This window comes from Luteimonas fraxinea, from assembly GCF_021233355.1.
Taxonomy (GTDB): domain Bacteria; phylum Pseudomonadota; class Gammaproteobacteria; order Xanthomonadales; family Xanthomonadaceae; genus Luteimonas; species Luteimonas fraxinea.
This window is the reverse complement of record NZ_CP089507.1, coordinates 3,604,095-3,627,997: the sequence shown is the minus strand read 5'-3', so window position 1 is coordinate 3,627,997 and position 23,903 is coordinate 3,604,095. Positions and strand designations below refer to the sequence as shown.

27 protein-coding genes are annotated in these 23,903 nt (G+C 68.1%); 17 read left to right on the top strand and 10 right to left on the bottom strand.

What is annotated here, in order from left to right; all coding sequences use genetic code 11:
- The first annotated feature begins 1 nt into the window (after position 1).
- Together LU699_RS16490 and LU699_RS16485 are read left to right on the top strand one after the other, a co-directional pair.
- On the top strand, positions 2 to 406 hold the full coding sequence (locus tag LU699_RS16490; protein ID WP_425491123.1) for a hypothetical protein: 405 nt from the start codon (positions 2 to 4) through the stop codon (positions 404 to 406).
- A gap of 315 nt (positions 407 to 721) precedes the next feature.
- Positions 722 to 1,021 carry an EF-Tu C-terminal domain-related protein gene (locus LU699_RS16485; protein ID WP_232135732.1) on the top strand — a complete coding sequence of 100 codons (300 nt, stop codon included), beginning with the start codon at positions 722 to 724 and terminating at the stop codon, positions 1,019 to 1,021.
- Positions 1,022 to 1,037: 16 nt separating this feature from the next.
- Here LU699_RS16485 and LU699_RS16480 read toward each other — a convergent pair whose 3' ends face one another.
- Genes LU699_RS16480 through LU699_RS16470 form a run of 3 tightly spaced genes read right to left on the bottom strand, consistent with a single transcriptional unit; the run spans position 1,038 to position 3,390 of the window.
- Positions 1,038 to 1,280, bottom strand: coding sequence for a DUF6587 family protein (locus LU699_RS16480; protein ID WP_232580290.1), 243 nt, complete (start codon positions 1,278 to 1,280; stop codon positions 1,038 to 1,040).
- 11 nt (positions 1,281 to 1,291) lie between these two features.
- On the bottom strand, positions 1,292 to 3,148 hold the full coding sequence (gene feoB, locus LU699_RS16475) for a ferrous iron transporter B (RefSeq protein WP_232135734.1): 1,857 nt from the start codon (positions 3,146 to 3,148) through the stop codon (positions 1,292 to 1,294).
- Positions 3,145 to 3,390, bottom strand: a complete 246-nt coding sequence (locus LU699_RS16470; RefSeq protein WP_232135735.1) for a FeoA family protein — start codon at positions 3,388 to 3,390, stop codon at positions 3,145 to 3,147. The genes feoB and LU699_RS16470 overlap by 4 nt, the downstream gene beginning before the upstream one ends.
- 197 nt (positions 3,391 to 3,587) lie before the next feature.
- Between LU699_RS16470 and LU699_RS16465 the strand changes: the two genes are divergently transcribed.
- The 5 genes from LU699_RS16465 (at position 3,588) to efpL (ending at position 8,277) form a co-directional block, all read left to right on the top strand.
- Positions 3,588 to 3,725 (top strand): hypothetical protein, encoded by a 138-nt coding sequence (locus tag LU699_RS16465; RefSeq protein WP_232135736.1) that lies wholly within the window; start codon positions 3,588 to 3,590, stop codon positions 3,723 to 3,725.
- The gene (locus tag LU699_RS16460) at positions 3,722 to 6,298 is read left to right on the top strand and encodes a sensor domain-containing protein (RefSeq protein ID WP_232580289.1); all 2,577 of its coding nucleotides are present in this window, start codon (positions 3,722 to 3,724) and stop codon (positions 6,296 to 6,298) included. Before LU699_RS16465 ends, LU699_RS16460 begins: the two co-directional genes overlap by 4 nt.
- 64 nt (positions 6,299 to 6,362) lie before the next feature.
- Entirely contained in the window at positions 6,363 to 7,133 is a 771-nt protein-coding gene (locus tag LU699_RS16455; protein WP_232135739.1) for an SDR family oxidoreductase, read from the top strand.
- On the top strand, positions 7,133 to 7,714 hold the full coding sequence (locus tag LU699_RS16450) for a retropepsin-like aspartic protease (RefSeq protein ID WP_232580288.1): 582 nt from the start codon (positions 7,133 to 7,135) through the stop codon (positions 7,712 to 7,714). The genes LU699_RS16455 and LU699_RS16450 overlap by 1 nt, the downstream gene beginning before the upstream one ends.
- The gene (gene efpL, locus LU699_RS16445) at positions 7,711 to 8,277 is read left to right on the top strand and encodes an elongation factor P-like protein EfpL (RefSeq protein ID WP_232135741.1); all 567 of its coding nucleotides are present in this window, start codon (positions 7,711 to 7,713) and stop codon (positions 8,275 to 8,277) included. Before LU699_RS16450 ends, efpL begins: the two co-directional genes overlap by 4 nt.
- 129 nt (positions 8,278 to 8,406) lie before the next feature.
- On the opposite strand, the gene LU699_RS16440 is transcribed toward efpL, so the two are convergent.
- The 3 genes from LU699_RS16440 to LU699_RS16430 all read right to left on the bottom strand — a co-directional run bounded on the left by LU699_RS16440 (position 8,407) and on the right by LU699_RS16430 (position 11,979).
- Positions 8,407 to 10,218, bottom strand: coding sequence for a DUF7844 domain-containing protein (locus tag LU699_RS16440; protein WP_425491661.1), 1,812 nt, complete (start codon positions 10,216 to 10,218; stop codon positions 8,407 to 8,409).
- Entirely contained in the window at positions 10,218 to 10,517 is a 300-nt protein-coding gene (locus LU699_RS16435; protein ID WP_232136169.1) for a DUF2388 domain-containing protein, read from the bottom strand. The genes LU699_RS16440 and LU699_RS16435 overlap by 1 nt, the downstream gene beginning before the upstream one ends.
- A gap of 76 nt (positions 10,518 to 10,593) precedes the next feature.
- Positions 10,594 to 11,979, bottom strand: a complete 1,386-nt coding sequence (locus LU699_RS16430) for an FAD-binding oxidoreductase (protein ID WP_232135743.1) — start codon at positions 11,977 to 11,979, stop codon at positions 10,594 to 10,596.
- A gap of 131 nt (positions 11,980 to 12,110) precedes the next feature.
- Between LU699_RS16430 and serA the strand changes: the two genes are divergently transcribed.
- Positions 12,111 to 13,343 (top strand): phosphoglycerate dehydrogenase, encoded by a 1,233-nt coding sequence (gene serA / locus LU699_RS16425; protein WP_232135744.1) that lies wholly within the window; start codon positions 12,111 to 12,113, stop codon positions 13,341 to 13,343.
- A 60-nt stretch (positions 13,344 to 13,403) separates the two neighbouring features.
- Here serA and LU699_RS16420 read toward each other — a convergent pair whose 3' ends face one another.
- A complete protein-coding gene (locus LU699_RS16420; protein WP_232135745.1) occupies positions 13,404 to 14,000 on the bottom strand; it encodes an NUDIX hydrolase in 597 nt (198 codons plus the stop codon).
- A 198-nt stretch (positions 14,001 to 14,198) separates the two neighbouring features.
- Here LU699_RS16420 and LU699_RS16415 point away from each other — a divergent pair, with 198 nt between their 5' ends.
- The 9 genes from LU699_RS16415 to LU699_RS16375 all read left to right on the top strand — a co-directional run bounded on the left by LU699_RS16415 (position 14,199) and on the right by LU699_RS16375 (position 21,248).
- Complete coding sequence (locus LU699_RS16415; protein ID WP_232135746.1) at positions 14,199 to 15,710, top strand: amino acid permease; 1,512 nt, start codon at positions 14,199 to 14,201, stop codon at positions 15,708 to 15,710.
- 96 nt (positions 15,711 to 15,806) lie between these two features.
- The gene (locus LU699_RS16410; protein WP_232135747.1) at positions 15,807 to 17,117 is read left to right on the top strand and encodes an amino acid permease; all 1,311 of its coding nucleotides are present in this window, start codon (positions 15,807 to 15,809) and stop codon (positions 17,115 to 17,117) included.
- Positions 17,114 to 17,362 (top strand): hypothetical protein, encoded by a 249-nt coding sequence (locus LU699_RS16405; RefSeq protein WP_232135749.1) that lies wholly within the window; start codon positions 17,114 to 17,116, stop codon positions 17,360 to 17,362. The genes LU699_RS16410 and LU699_RS16405 overlap by 4 nt, the downstream gene beginning before the upstream one ends.
- Positions 17,363 to 17,391: 29 nt before the next feature.
- The gene (locus LU699_RS16400) at positions 17,392 to 18,039 is read left to right on the top strand and encodes a methylthioribulose 1-phosphate dehydratase (RefSeq protein ID WP_232135751.1); all 648 of its coding nucleotides are present in this window, start codon (positions 17,392 to 17,394) and stop codon (positions 18,037 to 18,039) included.
- Between the two features lie 109 nt (positions 18,040 to 18,148).
- A complete protein-coding gene (locus tag LU699_RS16395; protein ID WP_232135752.1) occupies positions 18,149 to 18,703 on the top strand; it encodes a 1,2-dihydroxy-3-keto-5-methylthiopentene dioxygenase in 555 nt (184 codons plus the stop codon).
- 264 nt (positions 18,704 to 18,967) lie between these two features.
- Positions 18,968 to 19,180 (top strand): hypothetical protein, encoded by a 213-nt coding sequence (locus LU699_RS16390; protein WP_232135753.1) that lies wholly within the window; start codon positions 18,968 to 18,970, stop codon positions 19,178 to 19,180.
- Positions 19,180 to 19,548 (top strand): hypothetical protein, encoded by a 369-nt coding sequence (locus LU699_RS16385; protein ID WP_232135754.1) that lies wholly within the window; start codon positions 19,180 to 19,182, stop codon positions 19,546 to 19,548. Before LU699_RS16390 ends, LU699_RS16385 begins: the two co-directional genes overlap by 1 nt.
- Positions 19,549 to 19,663: 115 nt before the next feature.
- Positions 19,664 to 20,353 (top strand): acireductone synthase, encoded by a 690-nt coding sequence (gene mtnC, locus LU699_RS16380; RefSeq protein ID WP_232135755.1) that lies wholly within the window; start codon positions 19,664 to 19,666, stop codon positions 20,351 to 20,353.
- Positions 20,354 to 20,378: 25 nt separating this feature from the next.
- Positions 20,379 to 21,248, top strand: coding sequence for a C13 family peptidase (locus LU699_RS16375; protein WP_232135756.1), 870 nt, complete (start codon positions 20,379 to 20,381; stop codon positions 21,246 to 21,248).
- 125 nt (positions 21,249 to 21,373) lie between these two features.
- On the opposite strand, the gene LU699_RS16370 is transcribed toward LU699_RS16375, so the two are convergent.
- The 3 genes from LU699_RS16370 to LU699_RS16360 form a co-directional block, all read right to left on the bottom strand.
- Entirely contained in the window at positions 21,374 to 21,571 is a 198-nt protein-coding gene (locus LU699_RS16370; RefSeq protein WP_232135757.1) for a hypothetical protein, read from the bottom strand.
- Between the two features lie 84 nt (positions 21,572 to 21,655).
- Positions 21,656 to 22,240, bottom strand: coding sequence for a YdeI/OmpD-associated family protein (locus LU699_RS16365; protein ID WP_232135758.1), 585 nt, complete (start codon positions 22,238 to 22,240; stop codon positions 21,656 to 21,658).
- On the bottom strand, positions 22,237 to 23,799 hold the full coding sequence (locus LU699_RS16360; RefSeq protein ID WP_232150130.1) for a calcineurin-like phosphoesterase C-terminal domain-containing protein: 1,563 nt from the start codon (positions 23,797 to 23,799) through the stop codon (positions 22,237 to 22,239). The genes LU699_RS16365 and LU699_RS16360 overlap by 4 nt, the downstream gene beginning before the upstream one ends.
- Between the last annotated feature and the right edge of the window lie 104 nt (positions 23,800 to 23,903).

The following is a 23,903-nucleotide window of genomic DNA, read 5'->3' as shown; positions in this document are numbered from 1 at the left end:
CGTGAGCAGTCGCCCGGGCGCGGCAGGTGCCACGCGCACCTGCCCGCACTGCAAGACCGTGATCCTGGAGAGCGCGTCGCGCTGTCCAGCGTGCCAGCATTTCCTGAAGCTCGACGCGGCCCCGGGTTCGCCAATCGTGGCCCGCAACACCGTGCAGCGCGAGGAAACCACGACCGCGCTGCAGGTCGAGGGCCGCATCCGGCATCCATCGGAAGGCGGTGCCTGGGAATACTCGGTCGTGCTGGTGATCCGCGACGAGGACGGCAAGGAGCTCAACCGCCAGGTCGTCGGTGTCGGCGCATTGCTGGTGGGCGACGAACGCACCTTCAGCCTCGCGGTTGAAGTCACGCCGACCAGCGACGTCCGCCGTCCCACACGTTCGCCTTTGAGCCGGGGACGCCACTAGCGTCTCCGGATCGACACCGCGCAATGACGCGCGCCGCGCCGGCAAGGATGTCCGATGCGTTTTGCTGCCCGCTCCATTTCTTCCGCATGCCTGCTCGCGGCTGCGTCCGCACTTGCCGCCTGCGCGCCTTCTGCGCCGTCGACCGACGCATCGATCGAGTCATCGGCCAGTGCAGACCGTCCCGCGTCGACCAGGACTGCCGAATCGTCGTCGACCGGATCGACTGCCGGCCCCACGTATGACGCACCGTGCGCGCCTCTCGAAGACGGCACCACGCGCTCTGCAGACACGCCGCCCCGCTCGCATGCATTCGCGTTGCGCACGGACATCCGCGCCTGCGTGCACCTGCGCGCGCAATCGGAGGGCGGTCGCCGCAGCGCGGTCTTCGATCACTACCGGCCCAGCGTCCGCTTCATCGGTAACGATGGCGAGGTCGTCGCGACGCCGCTGTGTGCATTGCGCTTCGATACGGAAGGCGCCATCGAACCTGGCAGCACGGTCGTTGCGCATCTGAAATGCGAGGCGCCGGTTGCACTCGAAGACGGGAGCGCGTTCGTGCTTGTCGAGGGAGGTCGCAATGTCGGCGGCGGCACGGTGGTGGTGCCGCCTGTTTGAAATCCCAGCGAACCGCTCAGCGTTGGGCCGGACCGCAGCTGTCGCAGCCTCCGCATGTATTCGCCGCGATCGGCACCGGTGCGATGCGCCGACCCACGGCGCGCATCCACGCCGGCCGACCATCACGCATCAGCGGCAACGCGAGCGCGATGCGCAGCCGTCGCGCCGCATTCGGCGCCTGCTTCTTCAGCGCGACCCACGCGCTGAGCAGCACGGCCAGTGCCACGACGACGTACTGCAGGACCAGCCCGGCGGTCATCATCGCGATGCTCAGCCTGCGCCCAGCGCGCGGGCGACCTGGTAGGTCAGCAGCGACGCGAGGTACGCCAGCGCGAACAGATAGCCGGCGTTGAGCGCCATCAGTTTCCACGAACCGGTTTCGCGTTTGATCGTCGCCCACGTCGACAGACACTGCGGCGCATAGATGAACCACACCAGCAGCGACAGGCCGGTGGCCAGCGACCAGCCGTCGGTGATGATCGGCGTGAGCGCCTGCGCAGCTGCGGCGTCATCGGCGGTCGACAGCGCGTACACCGTCGCCAGCGACGCGACCGCGACTTCTCGCGCAGCGAGGCCCGGAATCAGCGCGATGCAGATCTGCCAGTTGAAGCCCAGCGGCGCGAACAGCACCGCGAGCGCATGACCGATGCGGCCGCCGAAGCTGTACTCGATCGCCGCGCCGGTCGCGCCGTCCGGTGGCGCCGGGAACGACAGCAGAAACCACAGCAGCACCGTCAGCGCGAGGATGATCCCGCCGACGCGCTTGAGGAAGATCATCGCGCGTTCCTTGAGCCCGATCGCGAGATCGCGCGGATGCGGCAGGCGGTACGAGGGCAGCTCGAGCAGCAAGGCATGCTCGCTCTTGTCGCGCCGCCATTTCTTCATGACGTACGACACCGCGAGCGCGCTGAGGATGCCGGCCAGATACAACGCGAACAGCACCAAGCCCTGCAGGTTCAGCACGCCCCAGACAGTGCGCTGCGGAATGAACGCGCCGATCAGCAGCGCGTAGACCGGCAGCCGCGCCGAGCAGGTCATCAGCGGCGCGACCATGATCGTCGCGAGCCGGTCGCGCGGATCCTGGATCGAACGCGTCGCCATGATCCCGGGGATCGCGCACGCGAAACTCGACAGCAGCGGAATGAAGGAGCGTCCCGACAGCCCCGCGCCCTTCATCGCCCGGTCGAGCAGGAAGGCGGCGCGCGGCAGATAGCCGGATTCTTCGAGCGCGAGGATGAAGAGGAACAGGATCAGGATCTGCGGCAGGAACACGATCACGCCGCCGAGGCCGGCGATGATGCCGTCGGCGAGCAGGCTGGTCAGCGGCCCGGGCGGAAATGTCGTCGACACCCACGCGCCGAGCGCGGACGTGCCGGCGTCGATCAGATCCATCATCGGCGTCGCCCACGCGTACACCGCCTGGAAGATCAGGAACATGATCGTCGCCAGCGCCACCAGGCCGAACACCGGATGCAGCAGCCAGCGGTCGAGCGCGTCGTCGATGCGCGCGGTGCGTCGCGGCATCGTCACTGCAGCCGCGAGCAACGCACGCGTTTCGGCATGCAGATCGCCGCTGTCATCCGCCGCCGGCGGCGGCTTCGGATGCGCGGCGACTTCGGCCAGTCGCGCCAGCAAGGCCTGCGCGCCATCGCGGCGGATCGCGACGGTCTCGACGACCGGTACGCCGAGTTTCGCTTCCAGCGCCGCGCGGTCGATACCGATGCCGCGGCGTTGCGCGGCGTCGGCCATGTTCAGTGCCACGATCATCGGCACGCCCAGCGTGCGCAGCTCCAGCACGAAGCGCAGATGCAGGCGCAGGTTGGTCGCGTCGACCACGCACACCAGCACGTCGGGCGCGGGCTCGCCGGGATAGAAGCCGCGGCACAGGTCGCGGGTGATCGCCTCGTCCAGACTCGCCGGCTGCAGGCTGTAGGCGCCCGGCAGATCGAGCAACGCCCAGCCCTCCCCGTTCGGCCCGTGCATGCGGCCTTCCTTGCGCTCGACGGTCACGCCGGCGTAGTTGGCCACCTTCTGGCGGCTGCCGGTCAGCAGATTGAACAGCGCGGTCTTGCCGGCATTGGGATTGCCGACCAGGGCGAAGCGCGGTGCCGCGAGCGCGGTACTCATGCCGCCGGTGCCACGCGCACACGCACCCGCGCGGCTTCGCTGCGACGCAGGGCGAAGCGGGTGTAGCCGACCTGCACCAGCAGCGGATCGCCGCCGAACGGCCCGGCCGCCATGACCTCGACCGGCTCGCCCGGCACGAAGCCGAGTTCGCCGAGCCGGCGCGCGATGGGGTCGACGGCGCCGACGGTGTCGATGTCTTCGACGAGTGCAGGCGTGCGGCGCGGCAGCTGGCAGAGGTTCACGGGGCGATCTGGTATCGAGAATGGTTCGCGATTCTACGCCCGGGCCCGGCGCCGGGTGCGGGGTCATGGCGGGTCGTTGCGGATCCAGTCCGTTTCGCTATCGGAATGCTGCCTCTGTCGCCGATGCACGTTCGAAGATGTCGAGCGCCAACCGGCATGGCCGATCGTCCCCGGATCGCCCGTTTCCCTTGCACGACATGGATCACGACGCCTTCCTGCCGGACACCACGCTCGTCCCGGACGGGCCGGTGGACGTCTGGACGCCGTCGCGCGGCGGCGCTACAACGCTTCTTGTCTCCTCCGCATCCGGAATGGCCCTGGCGCCGCGCACATGACGCACCGATCGGGCACGGGACATACCGGACTGCTGGAGCGCAAGGCGCACGCGCTGGCCCTGCCCGATGCGCTGTCGCTGGCAGCCGACGATCCCGACCTGCCCGACGACGTCCGCGCTCTGCTCGCCCGCGCACGCGACGGCCTCGCGACTGCATGCGCCGAGGCCGATGCGGCGGCGCTGCGTTACCACGCACTCTTCGATGCGGTGCCCGATCCGGTCAGCATCCTCGACGCCGACGGCATCGTGCTCGACCTCAACCGCGCCGGCGAACAGGCCTATGGCCGGCCGCGGTCCGACATCGTCGGCCAACCGATCGAAGTGCTGAATCCGGACCTGCCGCGCGACCATCTCGCACCGGTCTGGGATGCCGTGCATCGCGGCCGCACCTACGTCATCGAAGTCACCAACATGCGCGGTGACGGCTCGCGGTTTCCGGTCGAGGTGCACACCGCGGGCTTCGAACACGACGGTCTGCCGTGCCTGGTCGCGGTGGCGCGCGATCTCAGCGAGCGCCGCGAGGCCGAGGTGCGTTACCGCGAACTGATGGACGTCATGGACCGCGGCATCGCGATCCACGATGTGTCCGGCCGTTTCGTCTACGGCAATGCCGCGGCGCTGCGCCTGCTCGGCATCCGCCAGGGCACCTCGCTCGGCGACATGTCCAACCTCGGCGAGTGGGTTGCGATCGCGCCCGACGGCGACGAGATGCCCTGGGACGCGCTGCCGCCGGTGCGGGCCTTGCGCGACGGCCGCATCGTCGAGAGCACGCTGGTCGGCCTGTATCACTGCATGCGCCGCGAGCTGTATTGGTTGATGGTCACCGCCGTGCCGCAGTACCCGCCGGGCGGCGACCGGCCGCACCAGGTGCTGTCGCTGTTCTCCGATGTCAGCGCGCTCAAGCGCGACAGCGCGATGTTCGATCGTGTGCAGGCGCTGGCGCACATCGGCGGCTGGGAACTCGATTGCGGCACCGACCGGCTGTATCTCACCGCCGAAGCCGCGCAGATCCTCGATCCCCGGCAGCCACCGCCGACGATGGAAGCGCTGGTCGGCCTGCTGCAGCTGCCAGACCGCACCCGGCTGCGCGATGCGCTCGGCGCGGCGATGCTTGATGCCGCCGGATTCGACATCGAATTGCAGGGCCTGCGCAGCGACGGCAGCGCGTTTTGGGTACGCGCGATCGGCGGACCGCGCCAGGGCGATCCGGCGACCTCGCGGCTGACCGGCACGCTGCAGGACATCGCGCGCGACAAGCACGACGAGGCGATCCTGCGGGCGCAGGCGCGCACCGATCCGCTGACCGGCCTGCTCAATCGCGACGCGATTTTGTGCGAGCTCGAGGCGCGCATGGCCGATCCCGCACGCGCCGGCGTGGCCGTGCTCTACATCGATCTCGACCGCTTCAAGTTCGTCAACGATGCGCTCGGCCATGCGGCCGGCGACGAGCTGCTGATCGCCGCCGCGCATCGCATCGGTCAGGCCGTCGGCGCGTCGGGCAGCATCGCCCGTTTCGGTGGCGACGAGTTCCTCGTGGTCTGCGATGCCGGCGCGGGCGCCAGTCATGCCGAGCGGGTCGCCAACGCGATCCTCGATGCCTTCGGCGACGGCTTCCGTTTCGACAAGGAAGAGTTCTCGATCACCGCGAGCATCGGCATCGCATGCGCGCCCGAAGACGGCGACCGGCCGCAGACGCTGATCCAGAACGCCGACGCGGCGATGTACGAGAGCAAGCGGCGCATCCGCAACGGCTGGCAGCTGTTCACGCCTGCGCTCGCGCAGACACAGCAGGACCGGTTGCGCGTGGAAACGCACCTGCGCCGCGCGATCGACAACGACGAATTCCATCTCGTCTACCAGCCGCAGGTCGACCTGCGCAGCCGGCGCGTGATCTCGGCCGAAGCGCTGATCCGCTGGCGCAACCGGCAGCTGGGCGAAATGCGGCCCGACCATTTCATCGACCACGCCGAGAGCACCGGTGACATCGTCCGCATCGGCGCCTGGGTGCTGCGCGAGGCCTGCCGGCAGATCGCGTCGTGGCGCGATGCCGGGCTCGGCATGGTGCGCGTCGCGGTGAACGTGTCCTACCGGCAGTTCCTCGGCGACGATCTCGCCGTGCACGTGCGCGACGTGCTCGCGGAATTCGCGTTGCCGGGCAGCGCGCTGGAACTCGAATTCACCGAGCGCGTGCTGATCGAGGACGCGCCCGACACGCTGCGCACGTTCGCCGCGCTGCGCGACATGGGCGTGCAGCTGAGCATCGACGATTTCGGCGAGGGCTACAGCGGCCTGAACTATCTGCGCCGGCTGCCGATCCACGGGCTCAAGCTCAGCCAGCTGTTCGTCGGCGGCGTGCCGGGCGACCGCTCGGACGTCGCCGTGTGCCAGGCGGTCGCCGGCATCGCGCGCAGTCTCGGCCTGGGTCTCGTCGCCGAGGGCATCGAGTCCGAAGCGCAGCGGCGGTTCCTGCTGGATCTCGGCGTCACGGTCGGCCAGGGCTTCCTGTTCGCGCCGGGGCTGTCGCCGGACGAATTCGCCCGGCGCCTGCATGGCGCGCCCGGCGCGTCCATCTGAACAGGCCGACCGGCGCATGCGGCCGGCCGGTTAAACTGTGGGTTTTCCGTCCAAGGATCCGCACATGACGCCCGATTCCGTCCGCGCCCTCATCACCGGTGGCGTCTCCGGCCTCGGCCTCGCCGTGGCCCGCCACCTCGTCGCCGGCGGCGGCAAGGTCGTGCTGTTCGACGTCAACGACGACAAGGGTGCCGAAGCGGTGGCCGCACTCGGCGACGCCAATGCGCGCTATCTGCGCACCGACGTGACCGACGAAGGCGGCGTGGTCGCGAACGTCGCCGCCGCGCGCGAATTCCTCGGCGGGCTCAACGTCGCCGTGAACTGCGCCGGCATCCTCGGCGCCGGCCGCGTGCTCGGCCGCGAAGCGCCGATGCCGCTGGAGACCTTCAGCCGCACGGTCATGGTGAATCTCGTCGGCAGCTTCAATGTGGCCAAGGCCGCGGCGGCCGCGATGCAGGGCAACGAGCCGGGCGAAGACGGCGAGCGTGGCGTGATCGTCAACACCGCATCGGTCGCGGCGTACGAAGGCCAGATCGGCCAGGCGGCGTACTCGGCGTCCAAGGGCGGCGTGGTCGCGATGACCCTGCCAATGGCACGCGAACTTTCGCGCTTCGGCATCCGCGTCAACACGATCGCACCGGGCATCTTCTGGACGCCGATGGTCGACGGCATGCCGGACGAGGTGCAGCAGTCGCTGTCGGCCTCGATCCCGTTCCCGTCGCGTCTGGGTCGCCCGGAAGAATTCGCCGAACTCGTCGCCTACATCGTCGGCAGCCGCTACATCAACGGCGAAACCATCCGCCTCGACGGTGCCGTGCGTCTCGCGCCGAAGTGATGCGCCGCTCCGTCCCGACATCGTGGATCGCGTGTGGACTGGCTGCACTGCTGTGCAGCCTCCCGGTGACCGCACGCGAAGCAGCGCCGACGGCGCTCGCCGCCGCGCTGACGCCGGCGGGCTACACCGCGGTGCCCATGACGCGGCACGGCGATTCGCATCTGACCGTCGACGTGCGCGTCAATGGCGTGGCCGGTACTTTCATTCTCGACACCGGCGCAGGCCGCACCGTCATCGACCGCGCGGCGCAGTCGCGCTTCGATGAGGGCCGAGACGTGGTGGCCGGCGGCCAGGCGACCGGTGCCGGCGGCACGGGCATGGCGATCAGCGCCCTGCCCGGCAACCGCCTGCGTATCGGCGATTACCGCGACGATGCGTTCACCGTGCACATCCTGGCGCTCGACCATGTCAACGCCGCGTTCTCGCAGCGTGGCGAGGCGCCGGTCGACGGCGTGATCGGTGCCGACATCCTCGAACGCGGCGGCGCCGTGATCGACTATCCCAACCTGCGGCTCTATCTCCGCAACCCGGCTGCCGCGGACGCGGCGGCGTCCTCTCCATCCAGCAGCGAACAACGATGAAAGCCTACGACGTCAAGAAAGGAAACGTGATCGAACACAACGGCACCGTCTATCAGGTGCGTGATATCGAGCGCAGCGCGCCGCAGGGTCGCGGCGGCGGACTCAAGATGCGTTTCACGCTCTACAGCGTGCCGGGCGGCAACAAGTTCGACCTCAACATCGGCGGCGACGACGATCTGAAGGAAGTCGAACTGCAGCGCCGGCAGGCGACGTTCTCGTACAAAGACGGCGACGCGTTCGTGTTCATGGATGACGAGGACTACACGCCTTACACGCTCGACGCCGACGTCGTGGGCGACGCCAGCGGCTACATCACCGATGCGTTGTCGGGCTGCTACGTGCAGATCATCGACGAACAACCGGTCGGATTGCAGCTGCCGCCGAACGTGGTTCTGGAAGTGATCGAGACGCCGCCCGAACTGAAGGGCGGGACAGCGACCAAGCGCCCGAAACCGGCAAAGCTCAACACCGGCATCGAAATCCAGGTCCCGGAATACATCACCAACGGTGAGAGGATCCTGGTCAGCACCAGTACCGGCGAATTTGGCGGTCGCGCGGACTGATCGACGCGGAACGGGCACATTCGTTGTCCGTTCCAAAATGCAACTGCGGATGTAGGAGCGCGCTCGCGCGCGACCAGGCATTGCGGCGCGCGCTTTATCGCGCGCGAGCGCGCTCCTACACGGCTCGGCTCAATCCAGCTGCAGCCCACCCGCCTCTCGATGCAGCGCGCGCAGCCGCGCACCCAGCGCATCCACGTTCCGGTCCAGCGCCGAGATTCGCGCCTGTGCCTCGGGCGCCAATGCCGCGCGCGCTTCATTCTCAAGCTGTCCACGCAGTCCGCGCAGCCCTTGCGCACGCGTTTCCACATCGTCCTGTAGCACCGCGAGTTCGGCCGGCTGAGGCAAGCCGTAGCCGGTCCCCAGCAGCTGCGCCGGCCGACTGAGGCTGTTTCCCGCCGCCAGCAATGCGCGCAGGGTCGCGATGGCCGGCGCCGCATCCGCCGCGTGCCGCGGATCGGGCAACTGACGCTTGAGTACATCGCGCAGCCGCAGTTCCTCCCGTCGCCGCGCCGCATGCTCCAACACCAGCAGCGCCGCGCCATCGCGCAGCTGCGCGTCCGCGAGCCAGGGCGCGCGCGCATCCGGCGGTAGTTTCAGCCAGTCATCGACCCGCGCAACCGGCAACGGCTGCACCGCGCGAGCGATGTCCAGCAGCGCCTGGTACTCCGCATCCGCAGACGGAAAGTAGTAACCGGCACGCACCGCATCCTCGCGGTCGAGCACGCTCTGATCCGCATCGCCACTGCGCACGAGTTTCCGCAGCAAGCCGGTCGGCGTGATGCTGCGCAGCCGTGCGTCGGCCAGACGCGGCACGCCGGTCTTCAGCAGCTTCCAGGTCTCGACCGCGCAGTTGTTGCCGACGAAGTAGTAACGCCCGTCGTAGCTCCAGTGCAGGTTCGCGGCCTGCGTCAGCAACGAGGCGATTTCGTCCGGCGACAGCTGCAGCGGAATCGACTGCAAGCCGCGCAACTCGATGCGCGTGTACTCGTCGATCACCTGGTCGAGCGGCAACACGAACAAGCGCGAGGGATAGCGTCCTGTCAGTCCGCGCAGGCTGGAGATCTGTACATCGTCGACGAAGGCGCGGAACGACAGCGCGCGGTGATGCGCGAGATCGAGGCGGCAGTCAGGCCCCGGCGCGCGGCCGGGTGCGCAGATCACCAGCCGCAGCATGCTGTGGCCCCAGCGGCTCATCGGCCGGGCGTTGCCCTCTGCAAGCAGGTAGTCGACGGCGTAGACGCGCGCCGGATCCAGCGCGAGCAACGGCGCGACGTCGGCACCCGGCTCGGCCTCGACGAACGGCAGATCCTGCGTGCAATCCGCCTGCGGCGGCGCCCAGTCAAAGTGCGTCGCGAAGTAGGCGTGCAGCGCTGGGCGCCGACAGGCGTACTCGGCGTCGAGCAGAAAGTGTTCGAGATTGACCGCGACGAACTCGGCCGGCGATGCGAGCTCGTAGGCATCGGGACTGCGATCGCGCATCGCGTTGTCGCGCACGCGCAAGCCGAAGCGCAGTGGGCGCTGGGGCCAGCCTGCGAGATCAAGCAATCGTGGATCGCGCGACAGACTGCCATGAGTCGAGCGGTCGTAGCGATGGGCGAATTCGTGCAGCAATGCAGCCTGCAGGGGCTGCGCTGCCGCGTCATCGGTCAACAGCGCACGTTGCAGACGCAGATGGGCGCCGAAGGTGCGACCGTGTACGGCGTCAGGCAGATCCTCGCGCCAGTCGATGACGACATCGAGCCCCGGCGCGTCACGCCAGTTCGGTGGCAATCGCGCCTGGGCGTCGGCGATCGCGGCGTCGGCACGCGCCGACTCGGCGGCCGTCAGCGGCGCGCCGGCTGCCTGTTGTGCGACCGACCAGCCGGCCGCCGACGCGACGGGCGCCAGCAGCACTGCAACAACGAACAGGGCGGCGCGCAGTTGCACACGCGCCTGCCGGATCAACGCGCCAGGATCGCCTGAGCGAGTGCGAGATCGGACGCGTCGCGCGCGGCGCTCTGCGTCTCGCGCAGATGACGCAATGCCGCCTCCAGTCGCGCGCCGCGGATGCGGCCGTCACTGGCAACGAAGCCGGCGGCGTCTTCGCGCGCCTGCAGCACCACCTTGTCATCGCCGGACGTGCTGCCCGACGACGCTGACGACCCGCCGGACGAGGCGCCCGCGCTGGTGCCGGCGAAACTGCCGGCGAACGCCGACGCGGACAGACCGGTCAGCAGAAGAACGAGTGCGGTACGGACCATCATGCGGGGCATCTCCGAACGGGAACGGCAGCCGACACTCTAGCGTCGGCGTGTTGCAGCGGCCTGAACCGCACGCTCAATCGAACAGCTTGCCGGGATTGAGGATACCGGCCGGGTCCAGTGCCTGGCGGATGCCGCGCATCACCGCGATCTCCGCCGGACTGCGCGTCGAACCCAGATACGGCTTCTTGACCAGGCCGATGCCGTGCTCGGCCGAGATGCTGCCGCCGTGCTCGGCCAGCGTCGCCGCCAGCAGCTTGGTCACGCGCTCGCATTCGACGACGAAATCCGCATTCGCCATGTCGGCCGGCTTGAGCACGTTGATGTGCAGATTGCCGTCGCCGATATGGCCGAACCAGACCACGTCGAACTGCGGGTACTCGGCGGTGAGCAGCGCCTGGGTGCGGGCGAGTAAGGCCGGCATCGCCGAGATCCGCACCGACACGTCGTTCTTGTAGGGCACGTGCGGCGCGAGACTTTCGGTGATGCCCTCGCGCAGGCGCCACAGCGCCGCGGCCTGGGTGTCGCCGTGGCTGATCACGCCGTCCTCGACCCAGCCCTGCTCCATGCAGTACTCGAACGCCGACAGCACCTGCACCTCGCCGCCCTCGCCCTCGCAGGCGAACTCGGCGACGACGTAGTACGGATACACCGACTCGAACGGCGGCTGCGCGCCATGCGCAACGACGTGGTGCAAGGCGCGATCGGTGAAGAACTCGAAGGCTTCCAGCGGCAGGCGCGCGCGCAGCGCCTGGAAGACTTCTATCAGCACTTCGAACGAGGGCAGCGCCAGCAGCATCACCCGCGTCTCCGGCGGCGGCGCGGCCAGCCGCAGCGTCGCCTCAACGATGATGCCGAGCGTGCCTTCCGATGAAACGACCAGATGCCGCAGGTCGTAGCCGCTGGAGTTCTTGACCAGGCCGCGATTGAGATCGAGCAACTCGCCGGTCGCGGTCACCAGCTTGACGCCGGCCACCCACTCGCGCGTGTTGCCGTAGCGCACCACGCGGATGCCGCCGGCATTCGTCGCGATGTTGCCGCCGATCGAACACGAACCGCGTGCCGCAAAATCCACCGGGTATTGGAGATCATGCGAACGGGCCGCTTCGTGCACCGCTTCCAGCGCGATGCCGGCTTCGACGGTCAACAGGCGATCGGCCGGCTCGAACCCGAGCACCTTGTTCATGCGCTGCAGGCTCAGCACCAGTTCGCCGTTGGCCGCGACCGCGCCGCCCGACAGACCGGTGCGACCACCGGATGGCACCACCGCCACGCCTTCCGCATGCGCCCAGCGCATCGTCGCCTGCACTTCTTCGACATTGGCCGGCAGCGCGATCGCCAGCGGCGCCGGCGTCCAGCGGCGGGTCCAGTCGACGCCGTAATGCGCGAGGTCCGCAGGCTCGGTCAGCAGCCGCAGGGTCGGCACGGCGGCCTGGAGACTGGAAACGCGGGAGTCGGACATCGTCGGGCGCCGGTCGAACGGGACGCCAGCGTGCCAGCGTGCTTTGGGCGCGTCCAGCGCTGCGGCGCAACACGCCCGGCGCGATTCTGGCACCATGGCCCGCGCTGTCCCCCACGCGCGAATCCAACCCGATGAAGACCTCGTTTCCCCGGCAGGACATCCGCGTCCTGCTGCTCGAAGGCGTCAGCCAGAGCGCTGTCGACACCTTCCACGCCGCCGGCTACTCGCAGGTCGAGATCTATCCCAAATCGCTGCCCGAAGACGAGCTGCGGGCGAAGATCGCCGACGCGCACATCGTGGGCATTCGCTCGCGCACGCATCTAAGCGCTGAAGTGCTGGCCGATGCGCGCCGACTGATGGCGATCGGCTGCTTCTGCATCGGCACCAACCAGGTGGACGTGGAAGCGGCGGAACTGGCCGGCATTCCGGTGTTCAACGCGCCCTACTCCAATACGCGCTCGGTGGCCGAACTCGTCGTCGCCGAGGCGATCATGCTGCTGCGCGGGATTCCACAGAAGAACGCGGAGTGCCACCGCGGCGGCTGGAGCAAGTCCGCGCTCGGCAGCCACGAAGCACGCGGCAAGACGCTGGGCATCGTGGGCTACGGGCACATCGGCACCCAGGTCGGCGTGCTGGCCGAATCGCTGGGCATGCAGGTGCTCTTCCACGACATCGAAACCAAGCTGTCGCTGGGCAACGCGCGCAGCGCGACGAGCCTGGAAGACCTGCTCGCGCGCAGCGACCTGGTCACCCTGCACGTGCCGGAAACGCCGTCGACGAAGCTGATGTTCGGCGCAGCCGAGATCAACGCGATGAAGCCCGGCGCGCATCTGATCAACGCCTCGCGCGGCACCGTGGTCGACATCGACGCACTCGATGCCGCGCTGCGCAGCGGCCAGGTCGGCGGCGCTGCGATCGACGTGTTCCCGATCGAGCCCAAGGGCAACGACGACGCGTTCGAATCGCCGCTGCTCGGTCACGACAATGTGCTGCTGACCCCGCATGTCGGCGGCAGCACGCTCGAAGCGCAGGACAACATCGGCATCGAGGTCGCGGCGAAACTCGTGCGCTACAGCGACAACGGCAGCACGCTGTCGGCGGTCAACTTCCCCGAAGTCACCCTGCCCGAGCACATCGGCAGCCACCGCCTGCTGCACCTGCACCGCAACGTGCCCGGCGTGCTGTCGAAGATCAACGAAGTGTTCTCGCGCGAAGCGATCAACATCGACGGCCAGTACCTGCGCACGAATGCGAACGTGGGTTACGTGGTCATCGATGTCGCCGCAACCGAAGAACAGGCCGCGCATCTGCGCAGCGAGCTGCAGAAGATCGACGGGACGATGCGAACGCGCGTGCTGTATTGATCGGCCGGTACGCGCAGTGACAGCTGTTGCTGCGCGCATCCCATCCTGCGGACACGATGCTCAGCCCGCCGGCATTTCCAGCCAGCGACGTGCCATGCGGCGCAGCGAGGCGTCATAGACCTCGCCGTCCGCGACATCGCGCAGCGGCACCCAGGCCAGCGCGTGCGATTCCTCGCTGACCGCGAAGGTCTCATCCGTGCCCGCACGCACGACATAGCGCACGTCGTAGTGCCAATGCCCGGGCACACCCTTGTGCTCGGGAATCCAGTGCCGGTCGAGATCGAAGATGCCGGGCTGCACCGTCACGCCGACCAGTCCGGTTTCCTCTTCGGTCTCGCGCAAGGCCACACGCGCCAGATCGCGGTCGCCATCGGCGTGCCCGCCGGGCTGCAGCCACATGCCGAGCTTGCGGTGATGGGTCAGCAGCGTGCGCGTGCCGTCGCCGCTGACCACCAGCGCCGAGGCGGTGAAATGACCGGCCAGTCGCGCGCGCTCGAACGGGTCTTCGGCATCGCCGAGCAGATCGATGAAGTCCCCGGCGAGCGCCTGCTGGTCAGGCTGCAACACACCGAAATCGGCGAATGCGCGGGCCAGCGCCTGCACCGCTGGGGGCAGGACGGACAGGCGTTCGAAATCGGGCATGGACGGGTTCGACATCGGCGGATTTGCTGCAGCGCGGCGTGACGGGAGCGGCAGCATCGGCGTTCCCGTGCGTGCGCACAAGCGGCGGTTGTGTTGCTTGTGCCGGAACGCAGCGTTTGGCATGGTACGGCGATTGCCGCGTGGCCGCGGGGGACTCGACGGCACGTCCGTCAGCCGTCGCGGACCGCACCGAACGACCAACCGGGGACACCGATGTTCAAGAACCTGATGATTACCAAGCCGATCGCGGCGCAACCGCATGTCGATGCGGGCGAGCCGGTCGAAGGCAGCCTCGGCGGCGAAGTCGGCTTCAAGCGCACGCTGACCGCCAAGCATCTGGTCATGCTGGGCCTGGGCGCGGTCATCGGCGCCGGCATCTTCGTCATCACCGGTACCGCGGCGGCCAACCACGCCGGCCCGGCGATCATGCTGAGCTTCGTCATCGCCGGCTTCGCCTGTGCAATGGCGGGCCTGTGTTACGCGGAGTTCGCGGCGATGATCCCGGCCTCGGGCAGCGCCTACAGCTACACCTACGCGACGCTGGGCGAAGCGCTGGCCTGGTTCGTCGGCTGGAGTCTGGTGCTCGAATATCTGTTCGCGGCGTCCACCGTCGCGGTGGGCTGGTCGGGCTACACGGTCAGCTTCCTCGACAGTCTCGGCGTGCATCTGCCCGCAGCGCTGACGCAGGCACCGATCAACTTCTGCACGCACGAGGCGGCCGTGGCCGGCGCGTGCGAATTCGGCAAGTTCGTCACCACCGGCGCGCTGTTCAACCTGCCTGCGGTGCTGATCATCGGCGCGGTCGGCATCCTCTGCTACGTGGGCATCACCCAGTCGGCCACGGCCAATGCGATCATCGTGTCGATCAAGGTGCTGGTGATCCTGCTGCTGCTGGCCTTCGGCGCGCAGTACGTGAATGCCGAAAACTGGCTTCCCTTCATTCCTGAAAACCAGGGCGGCGACCGCTTCGGCTGGGAAGGCGTGCTGCGCGGCGCGTCGATCGTGTTCTTCGCCTACATCGGCTTCGACGCGGTCTCGACCGCAGCGCAGGAGGTCAAGAACCCGCAGCGCGACATGCCGATCGGCATCCTCGGTTCGCTGTTCCTGTGCACGCTGATCTACATCGCGGTGTCCGCGGTGCTCACCGGCATGGTCCCCTACACCACGCTCGGCACGGCCAAGCCGGTGGCGACCGCGCTCGAAGCCTATCCGGCGCTGGCATGGCTGAAGACACTGGTCGAGATCGGCGCGATCGCCGGCCTGACCACGGTGATCCTGGTGATGCTGATGGGCCAGCCGCGCATCTTCTTCTCGATGGCGCAGGACGGCCTGCTGCCGCGCTTCTTCGGCGCGATCCACAAGCGCTACCGCACGCCGCACAAGGGCACCGTGCTGGTCGCGCTGGTCGCCGCGGTGATGGCGGCGTTCCTGCCGATCCAGCTGCTCGGCGACGTGGTGTCGATGGGCACCCTGGTCGCGTTCGCAACCGTGTGTCTGGGCGTGATGGTGTTGCGTCGCACGCAGCCCAACCTGCATCGCCCGTTCCGCGTGCCGGCCGTGTTCCTCGTCGGCACCCTCGGCGTGCTGGCCTGTCTCGGTCTGGTCGCGACGATGCCGCTGCTGAACTGGACCGTGCTGCTGGTGTGGACGATCATCGGCTTCACCATCTACTTCCTCTACGGCTACAAGCACAGCAAGCTCCGGCAGCAACTGCCGCCGCGCTGATCCGATCCAACCGCACGGCCCGCCTAACGCGGGCCGTGTGTCCATAGAGCCTCCCGACCTGCGGCCGCTCGCGCCGCCTTCCACGCGGATCGCACGATGTCCACGACTTCCACGGCCAAGAAGATCGGCCCGGTGCTGGCGACCTTCATGGTCGCCAACAACATGATCGGTTCCGGCTTCTTCCTGCTGCCGGCCACGCTCGCGCGCTCGGGCGCGGTGACGGTGTTCTCGTGGCTGATTGGCACCCTGCTCGCGGTCGCGCTGGGCGGCGCATTCGCGCGGCTCGCCCGGCAGTACCCGGATCTCAATTCGCCGGACGACTACATCCGCCCGAGTCTGGGCCGCGACATGGGCTTTCTGGCGACGACGTTGTACTGGCTGTCCTCGTGGGTCGGCAACAACGCGATCGCGGTCGCCGCGGTCGGCTATCTGGTGATCCTGCTGCCGGTCAACGAAACCCCGGGCGTGCAGCTCGTCGGCCAGGTGCTGCTGATCTGGTCGATGTTCGCGCTGAACCTGCTCGGCCCGCGCAACATCGCGCGCTTCCAGTCGTTCTGCGTGGTGTTCGGTCTGTTGCCGGTCGCCGCGATCCTGATCGCCGGCTGGGCCTACTTCGATCCCGACATCTATCGCGCCGGCTGGAACGTCAGCGGCCAGTCGGACGCGGCCGTGGCGATCGGTTCGCTGGCGACGGTGTTCTGGGCCTTCATCGGCCTGGAAACCGGCGCCATGGTCGCCGGCGTCGTCCGCAATCCCGAGCGCAATGTGCCGATCGCGACGCTCGGCGGCATCCTGCTCGCCGGCGTGATCTACATGGTCTCGTCGGTGTTGATGATGGGCATCGTGCCGGTCGAAGAACTCGCGACGTCGAGCGCACCGTTCGCCCTCGTCGCCGGGCAGATGTTCGGCGTCTGGGCGATCCCGGTGATCGCCGCGGCCGCCGCGCTCAAGGCCACCGGCACGCTCGGCGGCTGGATGCTGGTCACCGGCGAATCCGGCGCGCGCGCCGCGCAGCGCGGGTTCCTGCCGGCGATCTTTGGACGCCTGCTCAAGAACGGCGCCGCCGGCCCTGGCCTGCTGATCGTCGTGTCGTCAATGACGCTGATCGCGTTCATCACCGTGACCGATACCGTCGGCAGCCAGTTCGAAACCATCATCAACATGGCGGTGACGCTCGTGGTCATGGCCTACGCCGCTGCCGGCCTGAGCCTGATGCTCGGCAACCGCCAGCATCCGGCCGGGCGACGCGAGCGCCTGCTCGGCATGGGCGCGCTGATCGCCTGCGGCCTGCTGGTCTGGTCAACGCCAATTGACACGCTGATGGGCGCGGCGATCATCGCGCTGCTGGCCTGGGCCGCGTATCGCGGCTTCTCCTCGCGCCGCCGCGAAGCACCGCCCGCGCCATGAGCGAGCGGCACGACGACTACTGGTTTCCGGCGAAGACCTTTGGCTACGGCTGGGGCCTGCCGCGGCGCTGGCAGGGCTGGGTGGTGCTGGCGGTGTATCTGGGCGCACTCGCGGTCAGCGCATGGCGGCTGCCGCCTTCGGCACACCCGACAGCGTTCGGCATCTGTGTACTGGTGGCGACGGCGCTGCTGATCGCAGTCTGCGCACTGAAAGGCGAACCGCCCCGCTGGGGCTCGACACGCTGACGCAACGGCGGCGCGCTAGAATTCGCGCCATGTCCGATACGCCCACGCCCTACGACATCCACCGCCTGCGCGAGCTCGCCGGCGAGCTGATCGTCAACATCCGCGAACTCGCCCAGTCCGGCTGGACGCCCGCCACCAGCAGCAACTTTTCGCGCCGCCTCGATGACCGCCACGCGGCGATCACGGTCTCCGGCCGCGACAAGGGCAAGCTGAAGGAAGACGACATCATGGTCGTCGACTTCAATGGTCTCGCCGTCGGCAGCGACCACCGCCCGTCGGCCGAAACCCTGCTGCACACGCAGCTGTATCGCCGGTTCCCGGAGATCGGCTGCATCCTGCACACGCATTCGCCGACCCAGACCATCGCCTCGCGCCTGTTTGCCGACGCGGGCCACGTACGTCTGGAAGGCTACGAACTGCTGAAGGCGTTCGCCGGCAACAGCACGCACGAGATGGCGGTCCACGTGCCCGTGCTGCCCAACAGTCAGGACATGCAGGTGCTGTCGGCGCAGGTCGAGTCGCTGCTCGACGCCGGTCCGATGTGGGGCTATCTGATCGACGGCCACGGCCTCTACGCCTGGGGCCGCGACATGGCAGAAGCGCGCCGCCATCTGGAAGCCTTCGAGTTCCTGCTGCACTGCGAACTAGAACTGCGCCGCCTGCGCGCGCAGCACTGACGCCCCCGGCGTCACCAGCGGTGGAACGACGGCGTTCCGCCGCGGTCAACGTTGCGGACATGCGGCTTTGCTAGGCTGGACGGCCCGCCACGCGCCGAGCCAGACCGCCATGAGCCGCCTCCGCATTTTCGATGCCACCGCCCCCGACACGCCGCTGTTCGACAGCCGCGACGGCGACGCGATCGCCCGCGAACTGCAGACGATCGGCGTCACGTTCGAACGCTGGCAGGCCGCCCAGCCGGTGGGCGCCGGCGCCTCGCAGGACGAGGTCATCGCCGCGTACAAGGCCGACATCGACCGCATCAGCGCCGAGCGCGGCTTCAAGTCGGTCGACGTGATCAGCATCGCGCCCGACAACCCGAAGCGCGAAGAACTGCGCGCCAAATTCCTCGACGAACACTTCCACAAGGAAGACGAGGTGCGCTTCTTCGTCGACGGCTCGGGCCTGTTCACCCTGCACGTCGACGGCAAGGTCTACGAGATCGAATGCGTCAAGGACGATCTGATCGGCGTGCCCGACGGCGTGACCCACTGGTTCGACATGGGCAGCGAACCGCGCTTCGTCGCGATCCGCTTCTTCGAACAACCGGACGGCTGGATCGGGCACTTCACCGGCTCGGACATCGCGCAGAAGTTTCCGCGGTACGAGCCGGGTTCGCGCTGAGGATTATTCCGGCAATCTGACTGCAAGTGCGTTGGCGCACGAGCGGTGCGGAATCTCAGCTCACTATCAACCGTCATTCCCGCGCAGGCGGGAATCCAGTGCCTTTCGCGCAAACGGCGGCTGCCTTGGCCTCAGTTCTAGACAGGGTGTGCTACGAACGCACGGATCGAGTGCGCTTTCCACTCATTGAACGCAAAGGCGCTGGATTCCCGCCTGCGCGGGAATGACGGGTTTCAAGTGCGTCGCGTGTTGCCCGACGGAGTGATGGCAGACGTGCTGCTCGGACCAGCTGAGTTTTTAGACCGAACCGCCATGCAAACCAGCCGGCCACCCGACGCCTTTCACTTCAACGCCCCGACCACCGGCTTCGTGTGGACGACCCTGACCGTTGTCGAAGGCGCCGGAAAGATCGTGCTTTCCGATGACGCGCCCTGTCCAAGCGAGTACTTTTCGAAGCTGCTAAGGCGTATCGATTGATGCAAGGATTCACGGCATACACGACCTCGAGCGACGCGATACTCAGCGTGGCTTGCTTGCTGCTGGGCCTTGCTCTGGGCCATGTCGTGGCGTTTTGCCAACTGAAAGATCGCACCGATATCCTTCACCGCCGGCTTCTACCTGCGTCGATCGCCGGCATGGCTGCCGCTGCGACATGCGTCGTCCTATTCGATGCTTTCGTCATTTACGCCTATTGGGTTTACTCGGCAGGTCTCGTGCTGACAGTGATCATCGCGAGCGCGGGGTCGAGAGGTTGGGGCAAGTCCATCGCAGCTGGAGCGGCAACGCTTTTGATCATGTTCGCGCTGGGCTTCGTCGCAATGCTCGCTTCGTTCGTTGCCAGATAAAAAGCCTTTCAGAAGTCACCGGTTCATTACGTTTCGGTTCTCGGTCACTACGGCCCAAGCGACCGGACACCCGACGCCTTACACTTCAACGCCCCGACCACCGGCTGACGCGCGGATGATCCTGACCGACATCGAAGGCACCACCAGCAGCATCTCGTTCGTCAAGGACGTGCTGTTTCCCTATGCGCGCCGCGCCCTGCCCGGCTTCGTCGCTGCGCATCGCGATGATCCCGAAGTGCGCCGCTGGCTCGACTTGGTCGCGACCGAACACGGTGCGATCTGCGACGACAAGGTGATTGTAGAGACGCTGCAGGGCTGGATCGACGCCGACCGCAAGCACACCGCGCTCAAGGCGCTGCAGGGCATGATCTGGTCGGCGGGTTACCAAGACACCGATTTCACCGCGCACATCTATCCCGACGCCGCCGAAGCGCTGCGGCGCTGGCATGCGGATGGCGAAACGCTGGCGGTGTATTCCTCGGGCTCGGTGCCGGCGCAGAAGTTGTTCTTCGGCCATAGCGACGCGGGCGATCTCACCGGGCTGGTGTCGAACTGGTTCGACACCGAGGTCGGTGGCAAGCGCGAGGCCGAGAGCTATGCGCGCATCGCCGATGCGCTCGACGCGGCGCCGGCGGAAATCCTGTTCCTGTCGGACGTGGTCGAGGAACTCGACGCCGCGCGTGATGCCGGCATGCGCACGGTGCTGATCGACCGACTCGACGATTATCCGCAGCCGCGCGACGCGACTGCCGCGAATGGTCATACGCGCGTGACCACGTTCGACCAGATCGACGCGATCCGCTGACATGCGGCCGGCGTCCGGTCGGCACATGCTTCGACACTGGATACAGACGACGGCTTTGCTGTGCCTGCTTGTCTGCGCGCCGCTGCAGGCGACCGAACCGCTGGCGACGCGCGACCAGGCGCTGATCGATGCCGCGGTCGCGGCGATGCCGTACGGCGCAGGCGATGCGCCGGCGCTGTACGTCGTCGGGGTCGCCGGCGATGCCGCAGAGGACGTGTTCCGCAACGAGGTGCGTTTTCTCGCCGAACGGGTGGCGCCGCGTCTCGGCGCAGATGCGCGTGCACTCGCGCTGGTCAACCACATCGACAGTCTCAAGGGCGCAGGCACGCCGCTTGCGACCGAGTCGAACCTGCAGCATGCGCTTGCCGCGTTGGGCGCACACATGGACCGCGAGCGGGACGTGCTGCTCCTGTATCTGACGATGCACGGCTCACCCGATCACGCGCTCGGCCTGGCGCTGCCCGACGGCAGCGAGGACACGATCACGCCCGATGCGCTGCGCGCGGCGCTCGACGCCTCCGGCATCGTGAATCGCGTGGTCGTGATCTCGGCCTGTTACTCCGGCGGCTTCGTGCCCGCGCTCAAGGATCCCGACACGCTGGTGCTGACCGCGGCGCGTCCCGATCGGCCGTCGTTCGGTTGCGGCAGCGAATCGACGATCACGTTCTTCGGGCACGCCTGGCTGCTCGACGGCCTCAACGCCGATCGCGATTTCGCGAACGCCTATCGCTCGGCGGCACGCGCGATCAAGCAGCGCGAACGCAAGCTCGGCTACGAACGCTCCGGTCCGCAGATCGCCGCCGGCGCGCGCATCGGCGAAACGTTGTCGCGCTGGCAGGCCACGCTGCCGGCAGAGCCGCCACCTGCGGTGTACCCGTACCCGATCGCGCCCTGAGCAAAAGTACCAGAGCCATGCAGAGCCGACTTCAAGCGCAATTTCTGCCGGTAGGAATGCGCTGGCGCGAGATGGGACTGCCCCGGCAACGCGCCACCACGGGCAAGCGCGCGCTGACGTCCGAATCAATCCGCGAAGAACCGCCCTGCCGAGAGTGATTCTCGTTTCGTCATGACCCTGCGGTGCGTCGATAGAATCGCACCGCGCCGCACGCCAGCCATCGCCAGCAAGCGACGCGCACGACCCGCCCGCCAGCCTTCGCGCGCCAGCCGGTCATCTCCGAAGAACCCGCCAAGTGCGGTTTTTTTGTGGCTGCCATCCATGGCAGCCACTCGCTGGGCCGCCGCGTCGCGACGTGAAAAACCCCTCAAGGCGACTTTTTTTTTCGCTGCTTGCGATCCGGCGGATCAGCCGTGCAGACGCTCGCCACGCGCGAGCATGTCCGCCAGTGCCTGCGCCCGGCGCACGCGTCCGGCCGCAGTCTTCAACGTCGCGACCCGGAAGCACACCGCATAGCGATTGGTCCGGTCGAGGGCGTCGAATGCGGCCTGCGCGCCGGGCGTCGCCGCGAGCGCTGCCTGTAGTTCGTCCGGTGCCGCCATCGACGCTGCGCCGGCATAAGCGGCGTCCCAGCGACCATCCGCCTTCGCCGCATCGATTTCGCGTTGCCCGGCCGGGCCGATGCGCCCGGCCGCGTGCAGACGTCCGACATGCGCGACGTTGCGCTCAGACCAGAGACTGCGTGCGCGGCGCGGCGTGAAGCGCTGCAGGAACCACGTGTCGTCGAAGCCGCGTTTCTGGCCGTCGATCCAGCCGTGGCACAACGCGACATCGAGCGCCTGCGCATAAGTCAGCGACGGCGTCGCATTGCCCTGCTTGGCGATCTTCAACCACACCCCCGCGGCATCCGCGTGCGCGAGCAACCACGCTTCCCACGCCGCCTCGTCGGCAAATGCCTGCACCGGCAGACCGTCGGGCGGTGCCGCACTCATGGTCTGGAACCAGCGCTTTCGAAACGGTCGAGGCGATACGTGGTGCGCGCACGCTGTTCGCCCTGCCAGGCGTCGAACACGCGCACTTCGACGACGTGTTCGCCGACCGCGCGATCGGTCGGCAGCGCGCCACGCCACAGATGCATCGACGGCGTCGCTTCGGGCGAACGGTCCAGGCCGCGCAGCGCATCGGCGAGATCGTCGCGTGCGTTCTCCAGCAGCAGGCGCGGATCGGCGCGCTCGACACGACGCATCGGCACCCACGCGCCATCGCCGACGCGGAACTCGACGCGCGTGTCGGCCTGGCCCATGTAGACGTTGGCGTAGACGCCCCAGGCCGGATACGCGCCCTGCCGCAGTACGCGCGGCGCATGCAGGCCCATCGCCTGCGTGGTCGCCGGATCGTCGGACGTGCGCGCCGGATGCCAGGCGAGGCGATAGGCGCCATCGGCTTCGATGTGCAGTGTCGCAAAGCCGTTCGGCGTGCCGTCGGCCATGGTCGCGTCGGGAACTCCGTCGGCATCGGGGGCGCCGCTCCAAAACGCGCCGCTGACCGCGCCGACGTTGTATTCGTGCAGCGGCCTCTCGCCGTGCCAGCCGGTTGCCGCGTCGTGCCACACATGCTGCTGGGTGTGACGATGACCGGTGAGCAGCAGTACGCGCGGATGCCGTTGCAGCGCCGCGAACAGCCGCGCGCGATCCGCGCTGCGCATCGTCTCGGGTGCGCCGGCGGATGCGGTGTCGAACCACGGCACATGCGCGGCGACCACCAGCAGGCGATCGACCGGCACCGCGGCAAGATACGCCTCGACGAATGCGAACTGGTCTTCGCGCAGACCGCCGACGTAGGCCGGACGCGCGCCCGGCTGGTAGATCACGTTGTCGAGCACGAGCACGTTCGCCTGCGGCGTTTCCCAGGCGTAGGTCTCCGGGCCGTACGCGGCGCGGAACGAGGCTGTCGAACCCGCATCGTCCGTCGCGTCGAAATCCAGATCGTGATTGCCCGGCGCATGCAGCCACGGCGTGTCGAGGCGCGCGGTCGCACGATCGATCAGCGGATATAGCGCGGGTTCGTCATTGGTGACGTCGCCGAGCATCAGGCCCAGCCCGAACGGGCCGACGGCGCGCGCAGCCTCGACCACGGCGCGGTCGTAGTAGCCCACCTCGTCTGCGGTGCCGGTCTGCGGATCGGCGAACACCGCGACATCGAGCGTGCCTGCCGCTTCCCCCGCCTGCAGCGTGAACGTGCAGGCATCGCCACGGCTGCCGGCCGCGCGCCAGAACGCGGGATTCGCGCCCTCGCGCGGCAGCGTCCAGCCAGCAGGCTTGATCACGAACACCGGCGCATCGCGACCGGAGAGACCCTCGAACCGTCCATCCGCACCGGTTTCGACGATGCGGCGGCCATCCGACACACGGACGCCCGCAATGCCTGCGCTGGCGCCATCGACCTGCGTGCCGACCACGCGCCCCGCATCGCAGGCGGACGCGGCGCCCGCCGACAGGATCAGGGATACGAGCGCGACCGGCAGCAACGGGCGACGGTGAATGGGCGACATCGGCAGCACCTGTGTTGCAGGGAATCGCCGGATTATGCCGCCGGATGCTTTCGGCCGGCCGCTGGTCTACGCTTCCCGCGTTCGGAGGCCATGGATGCGGCCGA

What these genes read in the sequence shown, in the direction of transcription:
- LU699_RS16370 (WP_232135757.1), bottom strand. Translation starts at nt 21,571, where the DNA reads ATGGATGGCAGCCACAAAAAAACCGCACTTGGCGGGTTCTTCGGAGAT.
- efpL (WP_232135741.1), top strand. Translation starts at nt 7,711, where the DNA reads ATGAAAGCCTACGACGTCAAGAAAGGAAACGTGATCGAACACAACGGC.
- LU699_RS16360 (WP_232150130.1), bottom strand. Translation starts at nt 23,799, where the DNA reads ATGTCGCCCATTCACCGTCGCCCGTTGCTGCCGGTCGCGCTCGTATCC.
- mtnC (WP_232135755.1), top strand. Translation starts at nt 19,664, where the DNA reads ATGATCCTGACCGACATCGAAGGCACCACCAGCAGCATCTCGTTCGTC.
- LU699_RS16405 (WP_232135749.1), top strand. Translation starts at nt 17,114, where the DNA reads ATGAGCGAGCGGCACGACGACTACTGGTTTCCGGCGAAGACCTTTGGC.
- LU699_RS16450 (WP_232580288.1), top strand. Translation starts at nt 7,133, where the DNA reads ATGCGCCGCTCCGTCCCGACATCGTGGATCGCGTGTGGACTGGCTGCA.
- LU699_RS16465 (WP_232135736.1), top strand. Translation starts at nt 3,588, where the DNA reads ATGGATCACGACGCCTTCCTGCCGGACACCACGCTCGTCCCGGACGGG.
- LU699_RS16415 (WP_232135746.1), top strand. Translation starts at nt 14,199, where the DNA reads ATGTTCAAGAACCTGATGATTACCAAGCCGATCGCGGCGCAACCGCAT.
- LU699_RS16390 (WP_232135753.1), top strand. Translation starts at nt 18,968, where the DNA reads ATGGCAGACGTGCTGCTCGGACCAGCTGAGTTTTTAGACCGAACCGCC.
- LU699_RS16480 (WP_232580290.1), bottom strand. Translation starts at nt 1,280, where the DNA reads ATGACCGCCGGGCTGGTCCTGCAGTACGTCGTCGTGGCACTGGCCGTG.
- LU699_RS16395 (WP_232135752.1), top strand. Translation starts at nt 18,149, where the DNA reads ATGAGCCGCCTCCGCATTTTCGATGCCACCGCCCCCGACACGCCGCTG.
- LU699_RS16400 (WP_232135751.1), top strand. Translation starts at nt 17,392, where the DNA reads ATGTCCGATACGCCCACGCCCTACGACATCCACCGCCTGCGCGAGCTC.
- LU699_RS16430 (WP_232135743.1), bottom strand. Translation starts at nt 11,979, where the DNA reads ATGTCCGACTCCCGCGTTTCCAGTCTCCAGGCCGCCGTGCCGACCCTG.
- LU699_RS16410 (WP_232135747.1), top strand. Translation starts at nt 15,807, where the DNA reads ATGTCCACGACTTCCACGGCCAAGAAGATCGGCCCGGTGCTGGCGACC.
- serA (WP_232135744.1), top strand. Translation starts at nt 12,111, where the DNA reads ATGAAGACCTCGTTTCCCCGGCAGGACATCCGCGTCCTGCTGCTCGAA.
- LU699_RS16365 (WP_232135758.1), bottom strand. Translation starts at nt 22,240, where the DNA reads ATGAGTGCGGCACCGCCCGACGGTCTGCCGGTGCAGGCATTTGCCGAC.
- LU699_RS16375 (WP_232135756.1), top strand. Translation starts at nt 20,379, where the DNA reads ATGCTTCGACACTGGATACAGACGACGGCTTTGCTGTGCCTGCTTGTC.
- LU699_RS16460 (WP_232580289.1), top strand. Translation starts at nt 3,722, where the DNA reads ATGACGCACCGATCGGGCACGGGACATACCGGACTGCTGGAGCGCAAG.
- LU699_RS16455 (WP_232135739.1), top strand. Translation starts at nt 6,363, where the DNA reads ATGACGCCCGATTCCGTCCGCGCCCTCATCACCGGTGGCGTCTCCGGC.
- LU699_RS16435 (WP_232136169.1), bottom strand. Translation starts at nt 10,517, where the DNA reads ATGGTCCGTACCGCACTCGTTCTTCTGCTGACCGGTCTGTCCGCGTCG.
- LU699_RS16420 (WP_232135745.1), bottom strand. Translation starts at nt 14,000, where the DNA reads ATGTCGAACCCGTCCATGCCCGATTTCGAACGCCTGTCCGTCCTGCCC.
- feoB (WP_232135734.1), bottom strand. Translation starts at nt 3,148, where the DNA reads ATGAGTACCGCGCTCGCGGCACCGCGCTTCGCCCTGGTCGGCAATCCC.
- LU699_RS16385 (WP_232135754.1), top strand. Translation starts at nt 19,180, where the DNA reads ATGCAAGGATTCACGGCATACACGACCTCGAGCGACGCGATACTCAGC.